Here is a 20,999-nt window from a genome sequence, read left to right on the forward strand (position 1 = left end):
ATTTCCGACACGGCGGTTTTGCAGCCGGTGTAGGAATGTCTGTGGAAATGGGCAAACATCAGCGCCAGATAGCCGGCGTACTGCACGACGTCCGGATTGTCGAAGCCGTTTAAGAACAAGCGGTCTTCCGGCACGAACACATCGTCGAAGATCGTCAGCGATTCATTGTCCCCGTTCTGGTTAAACGGTGCCTGCAGGTGTTTGCGTTTGTGATGCTTGCCCGGCAGCGCCATCAGTTTGAGACCCGGCCAGTCGGCCGGCAGGGCGAACGCCACGGCGTAGCCTTCGTCGCCGCGGCCCATGAACTTCGTCGGGTTGGCGATGATTTCGTCCACATAGGGCGCGCAAGAGTTGCAGATCTTGGCCCCGCGGACGATGACGCCCTTGCAGGGTTTGCCGTCGACGCCGACGCCGTCCACGTCCGTCTTGATGATGTGCAGGAACATGTCCGGATCGGGCTGTTCGTGGGCGCGTTTGTACTTGGAGTTGCGGCTGCCCTTCACGTCGGTCTGGGCACAGTTGCAGACCAGGTCGTTTTCCTGGCAATAGGCCAAATACTTATTGAAGCGTTCGTGATAGTTGGTGCCGGTGGCCTGGTCGCAGTCGTAGGAGACGACGGCGATGGCGTTGAGCGCGTCGGTGCCCATGCAGCGCTGCATGCAGCCGCCCACATGGTGGCAGATCAGCCGGGTCATCAGCTGTTTGTTGAGCAGATCCTCCTGGGACTGGTGGATGTGGGTGCAGCGGTTGATGGTTTCCCCGGTCAGGTGGGATTTGGCCGTGCACACGTCGGCGTAGGCCGGATCGTTGGCCATGTCGTAGCATTGCTTCATCACCCAGAAGCCCGCTTCGTTCCACGGTCCCATCCGATCGACACATTTGCCGTCCAGATAAATATTCGGTTTCATTTGTTTCATGCGTTCGATATACGCTTCATACGTTCCAACACCCATTTTTATCTCCTTCTTCTTTAAAACTTTTCAAATTTTTCTATCATTCATTGTCAAAACGGCTTGCCGTTTTAAACATAATGGGCTGAGGTGAATAATCCCGCCGCCATGGCAAACACCTCATCGCTGACGTCGTCGGTTACCGTTACTTTTTTAATAAACGGAAAAACCGCACTAACCTTCTTGAGAATGATGCCGTCGACGGTCTGGCTCATGGACAAGCAGCCCCGGCATTCGCCGGTCAGCCGGATGATCAGCTCGTCGCCCTCCACGTCGACCACCTCTGCTCCGCCATGGTGCTCACCCAGATATTCGTTGATATCCGCGTCGAAAAATGCATCCAATTTTTCCAGCAGCGCTTCTGATGCCATTACTCTCGCCTCCTTCTTTTGCGAATGAATGAAACGGCAGCCCCCACGCTGCCGGATACCAGTTTAGTCGATGATGCCCTTGCCTTTCATCGCGGCAATTTCTTCCGGCGTGTAATCCAAAAGCTTCGTCATGATTGCTTCCGTGTCCTGCCCCAATTTGGGCGCCCCGCGCCAGACCTTGCCCGGCGTTTCAGATAGCTTCGGTGCGAAACCAAAGGCAGTAATATTCTTGTCGAGGGTCTGGTCGTGGTAGGTCACCCAATCGCCTCTTTCCTGCCAGTGCTTTTCTTCCATCACGTCTTTGCAATCTTTGATGACTGCCGCACCGAGTTTGTTTTCGAGCAGCACTTCGATGGCTTCGTCCGCCGTGTGGCTCATAAAGTAGTCGGCAAACATTTGGTCCAGTTCTCTCCCTTCGGGGCTTTGCAGTGCCTCGGCGCTGCCGCCGGCCGCTTCGTAGGAATATTTGTCCAGATCAAAGCCGAAGGCCTTCATCACTTTTTCGTAGGGGCCTTTGCCATAGGTGCCGAGGTTGATGAACTTGCCGTCTTTGGTTTCGAAGATGCCGGCCGGCTGATAGGTCAACTGCTTGACGCCCTGGCGCTGTTTTTGAATCCTTTCCTGATCCCAGAGAACGAAGTTGTCATCCATGACGCGCATGAAGCTTTCGACCAGGGTCGCGTCGACCACCTGACCTTTGCCCGTCTTTTCGACGTGGCGCAGCGCCATCAAAATCCCATTGACGGCAAACAACCCCGAAAGGTAATCGCCGATGTATTGCTGGGCGTAATACGGCGGTTTGTCCGGAAAACCCTGAAGCAGGCACCAGCCGGATTCGGCCTGGGCCAGCGGATCGTAGCACGCGCGGTTCAAATAGGCCGGCTCCCCGCCGAATCCCGGCGTCCCGAAGCCGCTCACATGGCAGATGACGAGCTTGGGATTGACTTCCAAAAGCATCTCGTCGGTCAGTCCCAGCTTTTCGATCCAGACGATGTTCTCGATCCAAACATCGCATTCCTTGATGAGCGAAAAGAAAATCTCCTTGGATTCGGGAACCTTCTTAAAGTTGGTTTCCAGCGCAAAGCTCAGCTTGTTTCTGGCGTTTTGCGCCCAGGCGCCGCTGATATGGGCGTCCCCACCCCGGACCTGGGGCATCTGGTGTCTGGCCGGGTCGCCTTTAGTTTTCGGCCGTTCGAGAGCGATCACTTCCGCACCGAAGTCGCTGAGCATGGTCGCCGCGAAAGGCGCCGCCACCACCGACCCGTTAAGCAAAACGCGGATGCCGGTCAGGGCGCCGAAGGCTTTCGTAAACATCGGCGCCGGTTTCTTTTCAAGTTTTTCCCATCTGTTCATATTGATTGATTTCCTTCCTTGATTATGGTGATAATGTGCCGCTCAGGCTTCCGATGGTTCGTTCATGATCATCCGGCCGACGGTGCCGCCGGTCACCTCGATCACGGCCCCGTTGACGTAGGACGACAGATCGGTTGCCAAAAATTCGATGACGTTGGCGCAGTCTTCCGGCGTCCCGAAGCGTTTCATGGCCACGTTGCGCAGGAAGGTGCCTTCGCCGGCTTTCTTATAGTTTTCCACCAGGCGGCCCGTCGCGATGAAGCCCGGGGCAATGCAGTTGCAGGTCACGTTGTAGCGGCCGCATTCCTGGGCCAGCTCCATCGTGTACTGGCGAATCGCGGCCTTGGCAGAGCCGTAGTGGGCATAGCTCCCGTCGCTATTGGCAATCAGACCACCGACGGAGATCACGTTGATCACCTTGCCGTAGCCCCTTTCCTTCATGCCAGGCACCACGGCGTTGCAGGTGTAAACCGTGCCGTAGTAATTGCGTTCCGTCACGCCGTAAAACTGTTCCCAGTTGATCTGCGCCGCCTTGTTGCCGTCCGGCGCGCCCATGCCGCCGCCGGCGTTGCAAACCAGAACATCAATCGGCCCTAATGCATCTTCAATCTTCTTGACGGCTGCATAAACTTCTTCGCGCTTGGTGATGTCCGCTTCTGCCCCGGCCGACTTCACCCCTAAGGTTCTCACTTCGTCCATGGTGCTGCCCGCCGTCATCAGTTTGGCCTCGCCTTCAAACTCTTCGTAGGATTTCAGGTTAATGTCAATCACGCCGACATCGGCGCCAAGTTCTGCCAAGCGCAGGGCATAGGCTCTCCCCAAGCCTCTCGCCGCGCCGGTCACCAATGCCACTTTGCCATCTAATCGCTTTGTCATGGTTTTCTCCTTCTCTCAAACTAACAAAACACGCCAACGTTTAATTCGAACATCGAACTTGTCTCTCTTTTATCATTTGGCATCGAATACGAACGGTCGTCTCAAAAGCAATGGACAATTTTCTCAGTTCGCCTTTTCTTTAATCCGCAATTCCGATGCCAGTTTTGGCATCATCACGCCTCTTTTTTTGAGCCTGCTTCCTGCATTCCGCTAAAACCCGGGGATTTAAGGCCCTGAATTTTTATTTTTCTTTTTGCGGCGTCGCCCTTTGGGGCGGTACGGTAAAAAAAGAAGCCGCCAAACTATGCTAAATAAGCACAGCTTCAAGCGACTTCCGTTCTTTTTTGTCCGCGATTCAAACACTCGGCCGGTTCGTCATCGCGCCGCTAAAATTGCTGATCGTCAATGCCGTATTGCTTGAGTTTTTGGTAAAAGGCACTGCGCGAAATGCCTAACACTTCAATGGCTTCCGATTTGTTCTGACACTTTTGAAGCGCCTGACAGATCAACCGTTTCTCCAGCGCCGCCGTCCGCCGTTTCAAATCAAATTCGTTGTCATCCGGATCCGGTGCTTCGGATTTCCCCTGTTCGGTTTTCAGATCCTCCGGGATCAGACGGTCGGGCAGGGCAAAAACATCGATGATTTTTTCAGAGTTCAAAATGCAGGCTCGTTCGATCACGTTCTGCAACTCGCGCACATTGCCCGGCCAGTCGTAATGGGTTAGGATGTCTATTACCGACGGCGTCACCACATAATGATCGTCCGTGAATTTTTTTATGAAATGGGTGATTAAAATGGGAATATCCTCGTGCCGATCCCGCAGGGGCGTGGTGCGAATTTCTACCACGTTGAGGCGATAATAGAGATCTTCCCGGAATTTTCCCTCCACGATCAGCGCCTCCAAATCCTGATTGGTCGCCGCGAGCACCCGAATATTCAGCGGGATTGGCTCGGTGCCGCCGATGCGCTCCACCTCCCGCTCCTGGAGTACCCGCAGTAGCTTCACCTGCATGTTCATATCCATATCGCCGATCTCGTCTAAAAAGATCGTGCCGTTTTGTGCGAGCTCGAACTTGCCGGCCTTGCCCTCCTTGCTCGCTCCGGTAAACGCGCCGCCCACATACCCGAATAATTCGCTTTCCAGCAAATTGTCCGGAATCGCCGCGCAATTGACCGTCACGAATTCTTCGTCCTTGCGCGGGCTGTTGGCGTGGATCATCCGCGCGATGATCTCTTTGCCGGTCCCGCTTTCCCCGCGAATCAAAACCGTCGAGTCGGAGGCGGCTACCTTGATCGCGAGCCCGAGGATCAGTTTCATCTGTCGGTTAACGGTGACGAATTCGCGTGACGGCAAGTCCTCAACATAGGCCGACAAGCGTTCCGACAAGTAACGGTTCATTTCCAATGTTCGCCGCAATTTGGAGTAAATACCCAGATAATTCGCAACATTGTTAAAAATCGAAACCCCGCCGATAATTTGACCGTTGTATTTCAGCGGATACGAAACGCCCTGAGAGTCAATCTTCATGGATTTCAAAAATTCCGTTTGGTGCTTGACCGGATTGCCGGTTTTCATCGCCTGAATCGCACAGGCATTGCTCCCCTCGATCTCATCCAACTGCTTTCCCAGGATTTTGCGCCGCGGCACTTTAAAAACCCGTTCATAGGATTGATTGACAAAGATTACTTTCGTCGTTGCGTCAATGATCATCACAACATCCTCGATGCTGTCCATGATCTCGTTAAAGAGTGTACTGGCAAACAATCTTTTTAATTCTTCCGGTATCATGCTGATTCTCCCCCTTCATCATTGTGCGTGCATGCGAATAACAAACATCCGTGCAGCTGGCCTGTCTCTATTTCATACACTTCTTTTTACAGAATAGCGTACTCCCACCTTTCAATCAAATAGAATTTATACTATTTTACAATTTTGCACTGTGCGAGTATCAGAATTAACTTTCATTAAAAATCGCTGTTTTCCACGCTCAAAAGATGCCAACCCGTCGACCTTTTCGTTTAAAATTAATGCATGGCTAAAATCATTAACATCATTTTAAACAAGCCATCATTTTGGCATCTCATTTGCGTCATTAAAACAATAGCGGTATCAATCCTATTCATATATTATCGGGCATTGTTTTCAACACCGCTGTTTTACTTACATTTTTGGAGGAGGTAATGTAATGAGTTTAAAGGCAACGGTTTTTTTTGCAATATGGACATCGTTTTTCTGTTCCGTATTTAACTGGCTGTATATGCTTTGCCCGGTTTTGCAAGGGCATCCCTGGATCATGTTCATTTGTCTGGCGGTTTTTTTCGGATTGAATTCGACCCACAAGGATGTGCCGCATTTGATCGCAAGCTCCGCCTGCGGGGTGTTCTGGGGGCAAATCGATCTGTGGCTGATGACCTTCGGCGTCTTCGGCTCGGCGCTGTTTGGTTTTATGCCCATTTTGGTCGGCACGGCCATCACCATGGTGCTGCATATTTTCTTCTTCGCCAAAACACCGGTCCGCGATGTGCCCATCATCTTCGCCTGTGTCGCCCTGACATTCGCAACTAAAGTCGGCCTGCTCGACGGTCCCGGTATCCTCGGCTTATTCCTCAGCGTACTGATCGGCCTTGTGCTGTGCGGTATCTGCGCCGTCGGCCAGCAAATCGGCATGAAAAAATTCCCGCTGCCGGAAAGCAACGACTAAATTTTAAATTCAAAATAAAAAGGAGAGAACAATGGCAAAACGAATCAACACGGTTTTAGGTCCCATCGACGCGAAGGATCTCGGCAAGACCCTGATGCACGAACACCTGATCTACGGCTTCTGCGGCTTCCAGGGGGACGCCACCCTCGGCGGCTTCGACGAGCTGCGCTGCATCAAGGAAAACATGAAGTGGCTCACGCCCCTGCGCGATCAATACGGCTTTAAGACCATCGTCGATGCGACCAATAATGAATGCGGCCGCGATCCGTGGTTTCTCGCGAAGATGGCCACCATCATGGATCTGAACATCATCTGTTCCACCGGTTATTATTACGAACCAGCCAGCGCCTATATGTATTGGAAATTCCGCAGCGGCTTCGCCGATGTCGAAACGGAAATCTATGAAATGATGAAAACCGAAATGACCGAAGGCATCGGCAACACGGGCATCAAGGCCGGCGTCATCAAGCTGGCCACCAGCAACGGCGAAATTACCCCCTTCGAAGAAAAATTCTTCAAAGCGGCGGCGCGCACCAGCCGCGACATCGACGCCACCATCATCACCCACACGGAGCTGGGCACCATGGGGCCGGAACAGGCCAAGCTGCTGACGGAGAACGGCGTTGATCCGAAGAACATTTCCATCGGCCACATGTGCGGCAATACCGATCTCGATTATCACGAACGCGTGCTGCAATACGGCGTCTTCGATTGCTTCGACCGCTTCGGCCTCGAAGGCGATCTTTTCCACACGCCCACCGACGCCGAGCGCTGCGACGTCATTGCCGCCCTGATCAACAAGGGCTACGAAGATCAGATTCTGATGAGCCATGACTCTGTCACCGTTGAACTGGGCCGTTTCCACGACAAAGACGCCGATCCCAACATGGCGCATGCCAATATCTTAAACATCCCGAGCCGGATCATTCCGATGCTTAAGGAACGGGGCGTCTCCGACGCGCAACTCGAAAAGATCTTCGTGACCAATCCGGCCACCGTTTTGAGCTGATCCTCCAAACTCTCAACACAAAAACCCCCCGGATTCGAATAAAAGGGAATCCGGGGGTTTGAATTGCCGCGTTTTTACAAAAGGTAAATCGGCAGTTCGTGCATCGCGTCGCGCTTCTTTTTCGCTTCAGCAGCTTCTTTTGCCGCTTTGGCCTCCGCTTCAGCTTTGACTTTCTTTTCAGCCGCGGCTTTCGCTTTCTTTTTGGCCTCAGCCTTGGCTTTCGCCTCGGCCGCTTTTTTCGCTGCTTCCTTTGCTGCAGCTTCTTTCGCCGCTTTAGCCTTTGCTTCTGTTTTCACTTTCTTTTCAGTCTCCGCCTTCTTTTTAGCTGCTGATTTTTCGGCCGCTTCCTTCGCCGCAGTGTCGTCTTCTTTCACCTCGGCCTTGGCGTTCTTTTCGTTGGCTTCCGCCAGCACCTCTGACGCCACTGCGCCGTTACTCGCCTTGACCGTTTCCGCATGGTTCTTCAATTCCGATTTGAGCTTGTTCTTTTTGGCCATTTAAAATCCCCCTTTTGACTCAAGTTCCTCAAACAATGCCGTATAATCCGCAGCGCCGTTCGCCCTTGGTTTGTATTCAAAAATCGACTGTTTAAAAATCGGCGATTCCACCAGCGCAATATTCTTGCGGATGGTTTGTCCGATAAATTGATCGCTGAAATTCTGCTTGAGATTATCGTACTGCAGCCGGTTGATATTGTTGCGTCCGTCGTGCATCGTGGCAAAGATAAAGCTGATCGTCTTCTCGACGCCCAGCGACTCGCCCACATAGGCCAGGGTTTCCTCCAGCAGATGCACCCCGTCGACCGCGTAATACTCTGTCTGCACCGGCACTAAAATTTCATCCGTCGTCACCAGCGCATTGGTCGTCACCACCGAAAACGACGGCGAACAATCGATGAGACAATAGGCATAGCGATCGCAAATGGGCTCCAGTTTGCGTTTTAAAATAAACTCCCGGCCCACCATGCCCGAAAGCCTGGGATCAATGGTGGCCATGAGCAAGCTCGACGGAATGATATCCGCGCGCGCATTCAGCGGGATCAGCACGTCATCCAGCGCTTTGTCGCCGGTCATCAGATGGTAAATGCAGGGGCGCTCGAGATCGTAATCCATCAGGGAGTTGGTGAGATTGGCCTGCATGTCGCAGTCCACATAGAGCACGCGCTGCCCGGCCGCCGCGGCCTTTTGCTCCAGCAAATAACCGAGGTTGATCGCCGACGTCGTTTTACCGCAGCCTCCTTTTAAATTGAAAAAACTGATGGTCTTCACAGACTCCCCCCCTTGCTGCACGGTTTGACTGTTTTATTTTGTCCGCACTCTCTGCCGACGGCTTCCAAAAGTACGCTCAAAATAAAGCAGGATATCCGGAACACTTCAGCCATGCCCCGGATACCGTGATGCCATAGATCCTTTAACAAATTAGAGAATCAGCTTGCGCACGTCTTCATGCGGAGATGCAATCACGCTGGTGCTGGTGATCACGCCGTATTCTCTCATCGCGTTTTCCGCCGCCTTGACCGCCTGCTTCACCGGGGAGACTTCGCCGGTTAAAACAACGAAGGCCTTGCCGCCGAGACCGCGAGCCATGCGCACGTCAACCAAATGGATATTAGCCGCCTTGACAGCCGTATCCGCGACCACAATCGCAGAAATCGCATTGATCGTTTCGATAATACCGATAGACTGAACCTCGTCCACCTCCGTATTCGCCATGAGCGCGGGAAAAACCGCCGGGTGAATATTCGGGATGACGTGGGATTCAACCACAAAGATGCCACCGACCACTTCGCCGTTTTTAACAGAAGATCTGACAGCGCCAACGTCGCCGGAAATAATGGTAATGTATTTCCCGGGGCAGATGGGTGTCGCCGTCACTAATTCGACACTTCCGGATTTGAGCATTTGATCAGTGGATTCGATGCCGATAGGGATGCTTTTATATTCAATAAAACCTATTGCGTTTTTCAACTTTCCACTTCTTTCTCTAATGCATGTGCATCAGGCTTCGCCTGCCGCACGATTAAACACCGCTTGACGTTCCAAGTTTAGGCATGAATCGTGATTTTGCCATCGCCCACGGCGGTGACCTTCCCATCGATGCTTGCAAAAACGCGGGCGCTTAATGCACCTTCCGGAATTTCTCCGATCACCTGTCCGCGCGTCACGGTGTCGCCGACGGCCACGACAGCCTTAGCCGGCGCCCCGATGTGCTGGGACAATTGAATATTGACTTCCGTGAAAGTCTTCTTGCAGGCTTCCATCGGAGCCGTCTTGTCAAATTCGTCAAGACCTAAGCGTTTGGTCAGTCTATGAACATTAAAATGTTTCTGTTCAATAAAGGGATGAGCCGTTTTCGGTGCGTTGTGATGCGGGTTCTTGATGCCGGCTTTGCTCAGTTCGCCCTTCAGGTATTGGTTGACCTTCCAGGGCTGCAGATCGTGCACGCAGGCATATTCACACAGGCCGCATTCGCAACACAGAAATGCGTTGGTCGGTGCCGCCACCGGATCACAGGTACCGGCGTAGGCCGCGATGCGCATCATTTTGTGCGGCCACAGATCGTGACCGAGCATGTTCCGCGGGCAAACTTCCGAGCACAGGCTGCACTGCATGCAGGCGGTTGCCGCCAGCTTCAGCGAATCTTTAAAGCTTCTCGTTTTCGAGATGATCAGCGAGTGATCCTTCGGCAAAACGATCAGCCCCTTGGTGCCTTTGGTGATATAAGAATCCTCACTGACGATCTTGCCCATCATCGGGCCGCCGTTAACGACCACATAATCCGAGATGATCGGGCCGCCGGCCAGCGCCAGGGCTTCCTTCACGGCAATGCCCAGCGGCACCCTGGTCGTGATCCGTTTTTTTACCTTGCCAGTAACCGTTAAATATTTGTCAATGACCGGTTTTTCTTCGGTCAGATAATCGTGGATATTTAAAAGCGTCTCCACGTTCATCACCAATGCACCAACGGCGAGCGGAATGCCTCCTTCCGGCACGATGCGTCCGGTCGTTTCATAAACCAGGGTTTGTTCATCGCCGGCTGGATAGAAGTTATTCAAAATGCAAAGCTTGATTTTCGGATAGTCCTTCAAAAGATTGTTCAGATTGTTAATCGCCGGAACATATTTCTTTTTCAGACCGATAATTCCCTCCTTTGCCTGGGTGTGATCCATAACGGTCTGAAGAGCCTCCAGCATGTCGGAAGCCCTCAGATCCATTAATTGTTGGTCCACGCGCAGCAAGGGTTCACATTCAGCACCGTTGACAATCACCACATCTGCCGTCGCGTCAATTTTGACGTGTGTCGGAAAGGTCGCTCCGCCGGCGCCGACAATGCCGGCGCGCTTTACCTTGTCAACTAAGCTCATGAGCAACTCTCCCGTAATTATTTGATATTAAAGGCGTCGCAAAGAACACATCTTCTTCTTCTTGCGAAAGATCTGGCAGAGGTCAGACCTTCCCCGGTCGGACCGGCGATGGTGAAGGTCGGATAGCCTTCGCCGCCGATGCCGAGCCCGGCGTAGGACGGGCCGTTCTTCACAAAGATGGTCGCGGCGATTTTCTTGCCCATCAGGGACAAAGCGTCAACGTTCTTGGAATGCATGGTGGCCGTGTGGCGGTTGCCGTGCTCCAGATCGCAGGCCAGATCGATTCCTTCGTAGACATTGTCCACGCGGACGATCCCGAGAATCGGCATCATCAGCTCGATCTGAACCAGCGGATGATCGGCCGGGCATTCGCCGATGAGCACACGGGTGTCATCCGGCACGTCGAGGCCGGCTGCCTTGGCGATGTATTTCGCGCTCTTGCCGACATAGTCGCGGGAAACGCGGCCGTCGGGCGCCACCATGGCCGCCAGATCGTCGAGGGCTTTTTTGTCCTTGATTTCGTAGGCGCCGTTTTTCTTCATGTTGAAGATCAAGTAGTCCGCCACCTGATCGACGACGACGACTTCTTTCTCGGCGATGCACGGCAGGTTGTTGTCGAGGGTGCAGCCGTCGATGATGTCCTTGGCTGCCTTTTCGATGTCGGCGGTTTCGTCGACGAGTGCCGGCGGGTTGCCGGGACCGGCGCCGATGGCCTTCTTCCCGCTGGAAAGCACCGCTTTCACCACGCCCGGGCCACCGGTTGCGCACATCATGCGCACCAGCGGATGGTGCATCAGTTTATCGGCGGATTCCATGGTCGGATTCGCCGTGGTAACGACCAGGTTGGCCGGACCGCCGGCGGCAGCAATCGCCTGGTTAACCAACTTCACGCAGTAAATGGATGTCTGCAGTGCGCCCGGATGCGGTGCATAAACAATCGCATTGCCGGCTGCCAGCATCCCGATGGAGTTATTAACGATGGTTTCGTTCGGATTGGTCGACGGGCAGATCGCACCGATCACCCCAAAGGGTGAAAGTTCGAGCAGCGTCAGACCTTCATCTCCGGTCCAGCAGTCTGCCTGCAGGTCTTCCATGCCCGGCGTCTTTTCAGCACACACGTAGGCTTTTTTCACTTTGTCGTCGTAGTTGCCCATGCCGGTTTCTTCAACGGCCATGTGCGCAACGGTTTCGACCACTTCTTTTTTCGTAAATACTTTGCGAATTTCTTCGATCACTTTATAACGCAGAGACAGGGGTGCCATTTTGTAAACCTCCCAGGCTGCGTTCGCTGCTTCAATCGCAGCGTCGATGTCCTGGAAGATCCCGTCTTTGCCGTCGACAACCGCCGCACCCGGTGCGTCGGCTGTTTCGACCCCTTCGATTGAGCTTAAAACCTTCTTGACAATCGCTTCAATGCCAGCTGTATCTATATTCATACTGCCTCCTCCTGAAAATTATTCTGTCTTTAAAACCGCGAGCCCGGCTTCAGCGATGGCCATGTCCTGGTCGGCTGTGCCGCCGCTGACGCCGATCGCGCCGATCTGTATCCCGTCGACGATGAGCGGGTAGCCGCCGCCGAAAGTGACGATCCGATTGTCGTTGGTGAATTGAATCCCAAAGAGTGGACTGTCTTCCTTGGCCAGATCCTGCACCGCAGAAGTGGGGCACTTCAAAGCGTTGGCTGTGTAGGCCTTGTTCTGCGAAATGTTGATGCTGGCCAGCAGGGAATCCTTCGTGCGTTCGTAATACGCGAGATTACCGCCGATATCGACAGCCGAGAACACAATCGGCACTCCGAGTTCCTGCGCTTTCACGCGGGCGCCGGCAGCGATGCGTTTGGCAAGGATGAGCAGCTGTTCGCTGTCGGTTTCTTCAAATGCAGTCACTGGTTTGCCTCCGGTTTCACGATTTTCCTTGCTGTCTTCAAGGTTGCGTCTTGCAACTTCCCGGACCGATTCCTCAAATTCTTCGACCCGTGCGAGCACAAAGAGCAAATCCGACAGTCGGTTGACGAACTTCACCGTTTCCGGCCGAAGCTGCGCATTTTGCCCCCTGTATTCGACGATTTTGCGTTCCCCCCGACGGACGACCGTCCGCGCAAAGTGAAGCGCTGCCGAAGCGGCATTTCTGCCCGGGATAATGAATTCTTTCTGCGGGCCGATCATCTGAAGAAAGCGGTCTATGGTTTTTTCCATAAAATCCACATCTTCCTGACCGACTTTGTCCTTGAGCATCTTCCAGCCCTTTTCATCGCTGGCCAATTCCGCTTCAAGGATGTAAATCCTTTGTTCTAAGAAATGGAGGATTTCTTTGATTTCCGTGTCTTTAACCAGCGCATGCGCAATGCCGATCGCCGCCTGGGCTTCGTCCATTGTGCCGTACGCGTCAACACGAATGTCGTCTTTCGCTGCGCGGCTGCCGCCGAACAAACCGGTGGTCCCTTTGTCGCCGCCGCGTGTATAAACATTCGGCATCTGCCATCCTCCTACAATGTTTTTTTGACGTCGGAGGTCTGGATTTCATCCACAATCCCGACGATGGTCATGTCAAGGGGCGTCGCCTTGTCGCCATACACGAATCGCGCCGTACTCCCGGTGGTGACGATCACGGTTTCGCCGATGCCGGCGCCCACCGTATCGACCGCGATAGCCGTCGACTGACTCGAGTATTTTTCAAACTGGCTGTCTTCGTTGATCTTTTTGATGATCATCAGTTTACAGCCAACCAAATGCGGATCCTTTTGCGTTGAAACAATGGTTCCAACCACTTTTGCTAAATGCATGCGATCACCTACTCTCTAACGAGCGTTATGTCATATTCATTAGCCGTTTCGATCGCAAAGGTCGTGACAATGGCATCCGCCTTGACTTTAATCACTTTGTGAGCACGTCTTTCCATCACGTCTTTCCGACTGACGATGTGAGAGGTGATCACGTCACTGACCGCTGCTGTTTCTGAACGGTTCGCAGCTGCCGGAGCGGCCGCTTCCGCACCGGTTTCGCTCGCAGCTTCCGGCACCGGTTCGCCGGCGACTTCATCCGCGCCGGCCGGCGTCTGAGCACAAACGTCATAAAGATCGTCTGCCGCACAAAGCTGCATATCGAAATCCCGAAGCGCCTTCAAATTATCGACCATCACCTTGCGGTAGCCCTTCGGCGATTTGCCCATGCCCAGCTTTTGTCTGAGCGCGTTGTCCGGGCAGGCGCCATCAACGGCGCACACAAAGGGGACACCGGCCATCAGGCCGTGGTTGATCAGCGTGAGCATCACGTTGTCCGCAATGCCGTGGGCGATCTTCGCCGCGGTGTTGATGGTGGTTGTCGCAATGATAATCCGATCGACGTCGTAAAGTTCCTTCTGCGGGGCATCCGTTTCGCTGGTGTGAATCGTGTCGACGCCCAAAGTCTTTTTGATATATTCCGGATCAAGGACCTTCGTCGAATTGTCCGACATAAAGACTTTCAGCTGCCAGCCATCTTCCCGTAACTTTGCCAGCGAATTCATGGCTTCTTTAAAGCCGATAGCGGCACCAGAGAAGCAAACCAATGCGGTCTTTGGTCTATTTTCCAACCGTTTGATGACTTCAGCAACGATCTTTTGAATCAAGCTGTTCAGAAAATCTTCATTGTTCATCAAATCTTTTAAGTCCAATTGATCACCACATTTCTCACTGAATGAGCCGGTCGCCTAAAGCTTGCAGTTAAATGCAATGCCCAGCGGCGTGACCAGCAATGGCTCGACAGGCTTGACGGTTTTAATGCCGATTTCCCGTTCGAAGACGCTCTCGAATTTTTTGAATTCGCAGGCCCCGCCGACGACATAAATCGTATCGACATCGTAACCTTCAATATAACGGCGGACGATAGCCGCCATCTTTTCGACCGTCGGCTTGACCAGCGGGAAAATTTGATCCTCGGATTCGTGGATCTTTTTCTCTTCCGCTTCGTCAAAGCCGATGTGGTAGGCTCCCGCGATGACAAGGCTCATATGGGTTCCCCCTGTCGCTTCGTCAGCCGTGAAAACCACATTCCCGTGATCGATGATCGAGATCCCCGTGGTGCCGCCCCCGACATCGACCACAGCGCCGTTCTCGATACCGAGGACCGTCGCGGCGGCGGTGGGTTCGTCCAACACGTTGGTCACGTTAAAATCACAGGACTCCACAACATTGGCAATGATTTTGGTGTTGCCTTCAATGATGCCCGGCGGGATGGCCGTTGCCGCCGGCGCGTTCGATAAATCGACGCCCAGCCGCTCTTCGATCTGACGTTTCAGATCCTTGACGATGTCCACCGCGCCAATATAGTCCACGACGATGCCGTCCCGCACCACATGTGCGCTTTTGGTGGCTCCGGCAACCGGCTTGTTGTTTTCATCCACCACGGCCACGACGATATTAGCGGTCCCGAGGTCGACGCCGACTTTTAGTTTTCCTTCGTAGGGGGCGACCTTTTGATCCCGGATCAGTTCATTAAACGCTAAAATGGTATCGTTGCCGCTTTTCCAGTCCATCATCCGCTTCTCCTGTCTGCCTATGGCATCGTCCTTCGATGCCTGTCTGCGCTCGCGCGCCTTTCCGTATCCGGTCTTGAGGCCGGTATTCATGATTATTTCTCAGCTTTTGCCGCCTTGTCCGGCATGCTTTCTTTGGTGCCCGACGCGGGATGAAACTGATCGCCGAAGGTCGGAATATTCCAATACACTTCGGGACGGTATTTATCCTCGATCGTTTCGGGATCAAAGCCCTTCGTCTGCGTGTTGTAGATATAGGGCAGGATGCCTTCGGAAGGTCTTGCAATCACCTTGACCGACTGAACGCCGTTTCCCTTGTCACACGCGGCACTGCCGGCCTCGCATGCGGCCTTAACAGCGCCGACATCCCCCAGCACCTTGACCACGTGCATGCCGCCGCCTCTGCTGGACTCAATGCCCAAAAGCAGAACATTAGCCGATTTGACCATCGCGTCGGCGGCTTCAATTGCTGTCGCTAAACCTTTGGCTTCAACCATGCCTAATGACTGTCGCATAGGCGTCTCCTTTCTTTAAAGTGAGATGGCACGGCGCTTACAGCGCCTTGAACGGCATCCGTTTGATCACTCTGGCCGCGTTGGCTCCGAGGCTTCTGTAATTTTCTTCCGTGTTCTGCGCGCTAATCGAGAACAGCGGTTCATCTTCCTTGAGTTTGATATGGTGCAGGACAATCTCGGAACTGTCAATGCCGATGCCTACGCCAAGATGAGAAGCCTCAGCTGCCTGATACGCAAGATATAAAGCTGTATCCGGGTCTTTTTCCTCCGCCGAATAGGGAAGGCCTTCTTCTTCGATTCCCAAAAGGATCTCCGTGATGACATCCTTCGGAACCGCATTTTTCACGTGAAATACTTTGATTTCCGGCTTTGGCGCGTCAAAACTTGCGTGCATCTCAGTCACCTTCGGTATAGGCCAAAACCAGACCGGTTGCCACGGCGTTTCTCGGGCCTTCCGTCGCGCGGATATTGGCGCGGCCGGCCACGATAGAATAACGCGACAAGGCGTCGGTGATGAGCTGCGGCACTTCAAAATCGAGGGCAGAACCGCCGACCATGGTCACAAATTCAATATCCCGCGCATTGCCCGTCGGGCTGACCCGTTCGAGCGCGCGGATCGCGTTGACCACAAAAACCTTGCGCTTCGCATCCTGACGGACCTGACGCACCCGTTCGACGGTGATGTCTCCCGGCAGCGGCGACATCCCATTCGGCGTTAAAATAACGGTGCGGGCAAAGGTTCTCGGATCCAGAGGCGAATCGAAAAACTGAACCGACCCGTCCTCGTGACGGATGTGGAAGAGCGATTCGACGCGGGCGACCGGATATTTCTTCAGGTCCTCCGCGATGCCTCTGTCGTCCAAACCCAGCTCAGAGCCGATGAGCATAGTCACCATGTTCCCGGCGCCTGCAAGGTGAATAAAATGAATTTCTCCGGCGCGGTTGATGATGGCCGCGTCGGTCGAACCGGCGCCCATATCCAAAATAGTCATGGGCTTGTTGGCGCCCGGCGTGGTCAGAGCGCCGTGAATGGCCATTTCCGCTTCGACGCCGCCGACTTCGACCTTCACGCCGAGTTCCTTCTCAAGTTCTTCGGCGATCATGCCCATCTGCAGCTTGTCGGCACGGACCATGGCGGCGATCCCCACGGCATTTTCCATGGAAAATTCGTTGGCCATCCCTCCCTGCACCTGCTTGGGCACAAAGGTATCAACCGCCAAGATATCCTGAATCAGAATTTTATCCGGTGTCTGCTTGGTCAAGTTGGACATCACCTGGCGCACCCGTTCGAGCATGCCGCCGGCGTTGGTGCCTGGTTCCCCGGTCACGTCGCCGATCGGCGCCACGGAACGAACCGCTTCCATGATTTCGTCCGCACCGGCATCCACATCAATTTCGGTCTTCTTGTTGTCACCCTGGATGATGATTTTCCCCGCCGGAATCCGACGTTCTTTAACGTCGCCGGCCGGTGTTTTGATCACCACGGCTGATCGATTGCCGATGAGGGCCCGCGAGATCGGAACGACCTGTTTGGTTTCATCGGAAGTCAAATCAAAAACGGTCGCAATCCCATAGGGGTTCGACAACTGATCGATCACCTTTCCGGATTCGGCCACTTCGACTGCGGCGCGCATGCCGAGCGGCACCTTATCGATCAGCCCGACCTCATCGACGATTGGAATCTTTTTCTTCAATCGATTATTAATCAAAACGCCGTCATCCCGTTGGACAATGGCGCCGTTAACATGTATTCCTTTTGCAGCGGCTTCGTTAATCATCGCTGAAGAAGTTTCAAAATCCACTTTTCTCGGAACGACAACAATAACAGCGTCGCCGGGGTTCTTCGATTTCAGATCCCGAATATTCACGGTATCCCCAACGCCGGTCCCCAATCCACCCGGCGTGGATGGATTGTGACCGATCATTGTTGATTCTGTGATAATTGTTTCTGTGATTGTTTCCATCGCCACATCCCCGATAACGGGAGCGGCTTCGTTTAATCGAACCAGATCGACATCGTCGAGGGTCAGACTCGCTTTTTCAAGGGCTTGTTTCAATGAAGCGAACACACCGTGGATATTCTGTCTTGTTCCTTTAATGCCGGTCGTCGGGACAATGCCGCTGGCCAAAAATCCGGCTTCGTGATCTGCCACGCGAGCCAGTGCAGTTTCGGTGCTGGCATTCCCGATGTCAATTCCAGCTATAATCATGTGTTTCCTCCAAACAATCCTATGCGATCCAGGAATTTATTTAAATTCTTTGGTTCTCTTTCTCTTGTAGCCGATGGCAGCCGCTTCTTTAACGAGCTGAGCGCTGACTTTAGCGCTGTACTTGTTTTCGAGTTCGTCTGCAATGGCCAAAAGTTCGTCTTTGGTGGAACGATACGGACGCAGCGCATTGTAGATTTCCAGAAGACGGGCATCCGGAACGGCGATCAGTTCCGCCGCGCGGCGCAGGTTGATCCCAAAGGCGTCACGGCCGACAGAGTCGGCAACCTGAGCCTGGAGTTCCAGCGTCGCCGGATTGATTCTGAGGTCTTCGGCTTTGAGGGTTCCGTCGAGGACTTTAGCCAAAGTCACATCTTTCAGCGGCACACCCGTTGCGGAGACGATCAGTTCCGGACGTTTGTCGCCCAGCGGGTAATCAGCGTCTGTGACCTGCGCGCCCTTCGGCGCTTCAGCTGCCGGCGCATCGCTGGAGGACATCGATGCCATGACCTGTTTGACAATTTGTTCTAACATTTGTTCTTGTGTCATCATTTTACCTCCAATTATTTGTACGCGATCTGCATGTTGACCGGTTTTTTACCCAGAACAACATCCTGGACTTCCTTCAGATAGAGCAGAGCAGCGCGCGCCTGGAATGCAGGACGGGCCATCTGGTCATTCTTGACCGGAACTGGAGCCGGGCTTTCGCCCTTCGCGTATTTTGCTGCGTTTTTGCCGATCTGGCGATAGGTATCGAGGTCGATCAGCGGGCACTGGGAGAACAGTTCGAGGTTCCCCAGCTGCGGCAGATCCACCTGGTGAATCAGCGCAGTCCCACGGGACTGGATACCGATGGCAATGCCGGAACCGGAAAGTTCAGCACAATCGTGTCCGATAACGGCGACGTCACCGGAACGGTAAACTTTGACAACACGGGCTTTGAGACCTTCTTCTTCGATGCCGGCGATCATTTCACGCAGAATTTTTGCGTGGGGAACGCCCAGAATATTGGCCTGCTGGTTTTCACCAAAAGCGGCAGAGATACCGATAACAACTTCGTCAGCTGCGGTGCCTTTTTCTGCTTCGCCATCGGGGGTGAGAACCAATTCTTCTGCCGGGACGACTGTGGCAGCCGGTGCTGTCGGAGCAGCTTCTGCGACCGGTGCGGTGTCAGAAGACATTTCTTTAATGACATCTTCGATGATGGATTTTAGCAATTGTTCGTTAACAGCCATTCTATACACCCCTCTCACTAAATTGTTGCCGGGTCATCTGCCCACGGAATATCGGAAATTTCTTTCCAGCGTTCAGCGGAGATCTGATAACCGGTGCCGACGCCATGGTAGTCATTCTTGTAGTTAACAGCGGAAATAACTTCCCAATCTTCCGACAATTTAGAAGCGGTGTGCAGATAGTCGCCGGCACACTTCTGGAACTGGATGTTGAAGACGGATTCTGCCACATCGTGGAAGCCGGCGCGGTCGAGGGCTTTGATAAAGTCGACGGCGGTAGCGCCGCGGCCAAGCAGATCGTCAACGGCTTTGAGGTCAGCGACGACATCGCGGTCGGGCATGTCCTGAGAACCGTTCGCATAAGTTGCCGCTTCGACTTCGGCGTCTGTGATTTCGGTCAGTCCGAGTTCTTTAAACAGCCCCTGAATCGCACGGGCAGCTTTGGCACGGGCGGCAACGACGGTGTCTTCATCAGCGGGCTGCAGACCGGCATCGATCTTCAGGTCGCGCTGGATGACGTTCCAGTCGTCATAGTCTTCGGCATCCCAGTTGGAGCCGGCAAACATGTTGTCGTAGTTCGGTGTTGAAGAGTAGCCGGAGCAGATATAGTCCGTCCCGGGAATCATCTGCATCAAGGAACGAGCGACACGGCGCAGGTCGGAGTGGGTGAATGTCTGGTCATTGGATGAGGCACATTCGAGGTCGAGGCAGGCAGCCAGCAGGTTTTCTGCGAGGATTTCGCGGATACCGCCGGGAACGGCGGCCGGAACGCCGACACAGGAAACGGAGCCGTTCTGGGTCCCCTGGACGCCGGCACCTCTTGTGACATACAGGCAGCGCGCTTCGAGGTACAGCATAGAGTGCCCTTCGGCATAACCCATCTGAACTTCAGAACCGGAACCGGAAGTGAAGCGCATCTTCAAACCGCGGGAGGCATAGCAGGATGCCAGGAACGCTTTGGAGTACGGCGTATCGTCACCGTCCATGAACACCGGTTCTGTCCCGTAAACGGAAATGGTTTCAGCATACGCCGTGTAGCCGCGCATCCCAAGATCGAGTTCCGTCGCTTCTTCAACCGCACACTGGGTCAGGATCCCCGGACGGCCGACATTAGCGCCGATCATGATGCCCAGCGCGTTGAACGGTGCATAACGGGCGACGCCAACCGTTGTTTCCATTTCGTCGAAACCGCGGATTGCCGCTTCGGCAGCATCGGCTGCAATCTGAACCATGTTGTCTTTAACGTTGGTGACGTGGCACTGATTGGAAGGCATCAGACGCGCACGCATCTTGTTTTGTGCCATCATCATTTCCAGAACGGACATGTGGCCGAGGACTTCGGTCATCTTAGCCGGGGTAACGGCTGTTGTGATTTTGATGATGTCTTTTCTGGCAACGTTGATATCGACGAGCATATTGGCAATGGTCAGGGAATCCACTTTCATTGCTTCTTCAGCGTCATCGATGTGAATGGCGTAATCAGCGATAAACTGATCGAGCATATCGAATTCATCTCTGGTCTTGCCGTCCATTTCGACAATAACACCATTTTCAACCTTGATACTCGGCTTCGGGTCAAGGTCGGAGTTCATCGCGATCAGACCGACTTCCGGCCATTCGGTGACGAATCCGTCTTTTTTAACCGGGCGTGCATCCAGAGCTTCAAATCTTTTTGATCTCATTGAGTCATTCCTCCTTAATTCTCTTTGACTGATTAGATGTGGGAGCTAATCATTAAATGTAAGGAGTTGTGGTTGACGGACAAGGTCCGCCCAGAGCAGAGAGGGCCTGGATACCGGCATCGCGGGCAGCGCGAACGGCCTGACGGACCGCACCGGCGTCGCCGTATACGTTGATGAAGCCTTCGTTCGAGGATTTCGTGCCGTGATCCGGCGAGCAGTAGCTGA

General features: G+C 53.7%; 22 protein-coding genes. 2 read left to right on the forward strand and 20 right to left on the reverse strand.

Annotation, left to right across the window (positions count from 1 at the left end; genetic code table 11):
• The 5 genes from V3C63_RS11380 to V3C63_RS11400 all read right to left on the reverse strand — a co-directional run.
• The coding region (locus V3C63_RS11380; protein ID WP_329888042.1) for a 4-hydroxyphenylacetate 3-hydroxylase N-terminal domain-containing protein at nucleotides 1-953 on the reverse strand (953 nt) is incomplete at its 3' end.
• A gap of 68 nt (nucleotides 954-1,021) precedes the next feature.
• Nucleotides 1,022-1,321, reverse strand: a complete 300-nt coding sequence (locus V3C63_RS11385; protein ID WP_329888043.1) for a NifU family protein — start codon at nucleotides 1,319-1,321, stop codon at nucleotides 1,022-1,024.
• Between the two features lie 63 nt (nucleotides 1,322-1,384).
• Nucleotides 1,385-2,674 (reverse strand): CoA transferase, encoded by a 1,290-nt coding sequence (locus V3C63_RS11390; RefSeq protein ID WP_329888045.1) that lies wholly within the window; start codon nucleotides 2,672-2,674, stop codon nucleotides 1,385-1,387.
• A 42-nt stretch (nucleotides 2,675-2,716) separates the two neighbouring features.
• Nucleotides 2,717-3,550, reverse strand: a complete 834-nt coding sequence (locus V3C63_RS11395) for an SDR family NAD(P)-dependent oxidoreductase (RefSeq protein WP_329888046.1) — start codon at nucleotides 3,548-3,550, stop codon at nucleotides 2,717-2,719.
• Between the two features lie 386 nt (nucleotides 3,551-3,936).
• Nucleotides 3,937-5,340 (reverse strand): sigma-54 interaction domain-containing protein, encoded by a 1,404-nt coding sequence (locus tag V3C63_RS11400; RefSeq protein WP_329888048.1) that lies wholly within the window; start codon nucleotides 5,338-5,340, stop codon nucleotides 3,937-3,939.
• A gap of 397 nt (nucleotides 5,341-5,737) precedes the next feature.
• Between V3C63_RS11400 and V3C63_RS11405 the strand changes: the two genes are divergently transcribed.
• Both V3C63_RS11405 and V3C63_RS11410 read left to right on the forward strand, forming a co-directional pair.
• On the forward strand, nucleotides 5,738-6,253 hold the full coding sequence (locus tag V3C63_RS11405) for a DUF1097 domain-containing protein (RefSeq protein WP_329888050.1): 516 nt from the start codon (nucleotides 5,738-5,740) through the stop codon (nucleotides 6,251-6,253).
• 31 nt (nucleotides 6,254-6,284) lie between these two features.
• A complete protein-coding gene (locus V3C63_RS11410) occupies nucleotides 6,285-7,262 on the forward strand; it encodes a phosphotriesterase family protein (RefSeq protein WP_329888052.1) in 978 nt (325 codons plus the stop codon).
• 74 nt (nucleotides 7,263-7,336) lie between these two features.
• Here V3C63_RS11410 and V3C63_RS11415 read toward each other — a convergent pair whose 3' ends face one another.
• The 15 genes from V3C63_RS11415 to V3C63_RS11485 form a co-directional block, all read right to left on the reverse strand.
• Nucleotides 7,337-7,759 carry a hypothetical protein gene (locus V3C63_RS11415; protein ID WP_329888053.1) on the reverse strand — a complete coding sequence of 141 codons (423 nt, stop codon included), beginning with the start codon at nucleotides 7,757-7,759 and terminating at the stop codon, nucleotides 7,337-7,339.
• On the reverse strand, nucleotides 7,760-8,530 hold the full coding sequence (locus V3C63_RS11420; RefSeq protein ID WP_329888055.1) for a ParA family protein: 771 nt from the start codon (nucleotides 8,528-8,530) through the stop codon (nucleotides 7,760-7,762).
• 150 nt (nucleotides 8,531-8,680) lie between these two features.
• Nucleotides 8,681-9,229, reverse strand: coding sequence for a BMC domain-containing protein (locus V3C63_RS11425; RefSeq protein ID WP_329888058.1), 549 nt, complete (start codon nucleotides 9,227-9,229; stop codon nucleotides 8,681-8,683).
• Between the two features lie 77 nt (nucleotides 9,230-9,306).
• The gene (locus tag V3C63_RS11430; RefSeq protein WP_425355391.1) at nucleotides 9,307-10,626 is read right to left on the reverse strand and encodes a 4Fe-4S dicluster domain-containing protein; all 1,320 of its coding nucleotides are present in this window, start codon (nucleotides 10,624-10,626) and stop codon (nucleotides 9,307-9,309) included.
• Nucleotides 10,627-10,643: 17 nt separating this feature from the next.
• Nucleotides 10,644-12,062 (reverse strand): aldehyde dehydrogenase family protein, encoded by a 1,419-nt coding sequence (locus tag V3C63_RS11435; protein ID WP_329888061.1) that lies wholly within the window; start codon nucleotides 12,060-12,062, stop codon nucleotides 10,644-10,646.
• 18 nt (nucleotides 12,063-12,080) lie between these two features.
• The gene (locus V3C63_RS11440; protein WP_329888062.1) at nucleotides 12,081-13,100 is read right to left on the reverse strand and encodes a cob(I)yrinic acid a,c-diamide adenosyltransferase; all 1,020 of its coding nucleotides are present in this window, start codon (nucleotides 13,098-13,100) and stop codon (nucleotides 12,081-12,083) included.
• Nucleotides 13,101-13,111: 11 nt separating this feature from the next.
• Complete coding sequence (locus tag V3C63_RS11445) at nucleotides 13,112-13,408, reverse strand: EutN/CcmL family microcompartment protein (RefSeq protein ID WP_006599393.1); 297 nt, start codon at nucleotides 13,406-13,408, stop codon at nucleotides 13,112-13,114.
• Nucleotides 13,409-13,416: 8 nt separating this feature from the next.
• Nucleotides 13,417-14,259, reverse strand: coding sequence for a flavoprotein (locus V3C63_RS11450; protein WP_329888064.1), 843 nt, complete (start codon nucleotides 14,257-14,259; stop codon nucleotides 13,417-13,419).
• 54 nt (nucleotides 14,260-14,313) lie between these two features.
• Nucleotides 14,314-15,138, reverse strand: a complete 825-nt coding sequence (gene eutJ / locus V3C63_RS11455) for an ethanolamine utilization protein EutJ (RefSeq protein WP_329888073.1) — start codon at nucleotides 15,136-15,138, stop codon at nucleotides 14,314-14,316.
• A gap of 95 nt (nucleotides 15,139-15,233) precedes the next feature.
• Nucleotides 15,234-15,653: a BMC domain-containing protein gene (locus V3C63_RS11460; RefSeq protein ID WP_329888065.1), complete on the reverse strand. Its 420-nt coding sequence runs from the start codon at nucleotides 15,651-15,653 to the stop codon at nucleotides 15,234-15,236.
• Nucleotides 15,654-15,690: 37 nt separating this feature from the next.
• A complete protein-coding gene (locus tag V3C63_RS11465) occupies nucleotides 15,691-16,047 on the reverse strand; it encodes a glycerol dehydratase reactivase beta/small subunit family protein (RefSeq protein WP_329888067.1) in 357 nt (118 codons plus the stop codon).
• Nucleotide 16,048: 1 nt separating this feature from the next.
• Nucleotides 16,049-17,863 carry a diol dehydratase reactivase subunit alpha gene (locus V3C63_RS11470; protein WP_329888069.1) on the reverse strand — a complete coding sequence of 605 codons (1,815 nt, stop codon included), beginning with the start codon at nucleotides 17,861-17,863 and terminating at the stop codon, nucleotides 16,049-16,051.
• A 36-nt stretch (nucleotides 17,864-17,899) separates the two neighbouring features.
• Nucleotides 17,900-18,409 (reverse strand): diol dehydratase small subunit, encoded by a 510-nt coding sequence (locus V3C63_RS11475; RefSeq protein ID WP_040640445.1) that lies wholly within the window; start codon nucleotides 18,407-18,409, stop codon nucleotides 17,900-17,902.
• Between the two features lie 14 nt (nucleotides 18,410-18,423).
• On the reverse strand, nucleotides 18,424-19,095 hold the full coding sequence (locus V3C63_RS11480; protein ID WP_329888070.1) for a propanediol/glycerol family dehydratase medium subunit: 672 nt from the start codon (nucleotides 19,093-19,095) through the stop codon (nucleotides 18,424-18,426).
• Between the two features lie 17 nt (nucleotides 19,096-19,112).
• Nucleotides 19,113-20,774: a propanediol/glycerol family dehydratase large subunit gene (locus tag V3C63_RS11485; protein ID WP_329888071.1), complete on the reverse strand. Its 1,662-nt coding sequence runs from the start codon at nucleotides 20,772-20,774 to the stop codon at nucleotides 19,113-19,115.
• Nucleotides 20,775-20,999 lie beyond the last annotated feature (225 nt).

It is taken from the genome of Pseudoramibacter faecis, from assembly GCF_036289405.1.
Classification (GTDB): Bacteria; Bacillota; Clostridia; order Eubacteriales; family Eubacteriaceae; genus Pseudoramibacter; species Pseudoramibacter faecis.

Coding starts and splice junctions, on each gene's coding strand:
- V3C63_RS11435 (WP_329888061.1), bottom strand. CDS start 12,062: ATGAATATAGATACAGCTGGCATTGAAGCGATTGTCAAGAAGGTTTTA.
- V3C63_RS11405 (WP_329888050.1), top strand. CDS start 5,738: ATGAGTTTAAAGGCAACGGTTTTTTTTGCAATATGGACATCGTTTTTC.
- V3C63_RS11400 (WP_329888048.1), bottom strand. CDS start 5,340: ATGATACCGGAAGAATTAAAAAGATTGTTTGCCAGTACACTCTTTAAC.
- V3C63_RS11475 (WP_040640445.1), bottom strand. CDS start 18,409: ATGACACAAGAACAAATGTTAGAACAAATTGTCAAACAGGTCATGGCA.
- V3C63_RS11440 (WP_329888062.1), bottom strand. CDS start 13,100: ATGCCGAATGTTTATACACGCGGCGGCGACAAAGGGACCACCGGTTTG.
- V3C63_RS11480 (WP_329888070.1), bottom strand. CDS start 19,095: ATGGCTGTTAACGAACAATTGCTAAAATCCATCATCGAAGATGTCATT.
- V3C63_RS11460 (WP_329888065.1), bottom strand. CDS start 15,653: ATGCGACAGTCATTAGGCATGGTTGAAGCCAAAGGTTTAGCGACAGCA.
- V3C63_RS11395 (WP_329888046.1), bottom strand. CDS start 3,550: ATGACAAAGCGATTAGATGGCAAAGTGGCATTGGTGACCGGCGCGGCG.
- V3C63_RS11415 (WP_329888053.1), bottom strand. CDS start 7,759: ATGGCCAAAAAGAACAAGCTCAAATCGGAATTGAAGAACCATGCGGAA.
- eutJ (WP_329888073.1), bottom strand. CDS start 15,138: ATGGACTGGAAAAGCGGCAACGATACCATTTTAGCGTTTAATGAACTG.
- V3C63_RS11390 (WP_329888045.1), bottom strand. CDS start 2,674: ATGAACAGATGGGAAAAACTTGAAAAGAAACCGGCGCCGATGTTTACG.
- V3C63_RS11385 (WP_329888043.1), bottom strand. CDS start 1,321: ATGGCATCAGAAGCGCTGCTGGAAAAATTGGATGCATTTTTCGACGCG.
- V3C63_RS11485 (WP_329888071.1), bottom strand. CDS start 20,774: ATGAGATCAAAAAGATTTGAAGCTCTGGATGCACGCCCGGTTAAAAAA.
- V3C63_RS11450 (WP_329888064.1), bottom strand. CDS start 14,259: ATGAACAATGAAGATTTTCTGAACAGCTTGATTCAAAAGATCGTTGCT.
- V3C63_RS11465 (WP_329888067.1), bottom strand. CDS start 16,047: ATGCACGCAAGTTTTGACGCGCCAAAGCCGGAAATCAAAGTATTTCAC.
- V3C63_RS11410 (WP_329888052.1), top strand. CDS start 6,285: ATGGCAAAACGAATCAACACGGTTTTAGGTCCCATCGACGCGAAGGAT.
- V3C63_RS11470 (WP_329888069.1), bottom strand. CDS start 17,863: ATGATTATAGCTGGAATTGACATCGGGAATGCCAGCACCGAAACTGCA.
- V3C63_RS11445 (WP_006599393.1), bottom strand. CDS start 13,408: ATGCATTTAGCAAAAGTGGTTGGAACCATTGTTTCAACGCAAAAGGAT.
- V3C63_RS11430 (WP_425355391.1), bottom strand. CDS start 10,626: ATGAGCTTAGTTGACAAGGTAAAGCGCGCCGGCATTGTCGGCGCCGGC.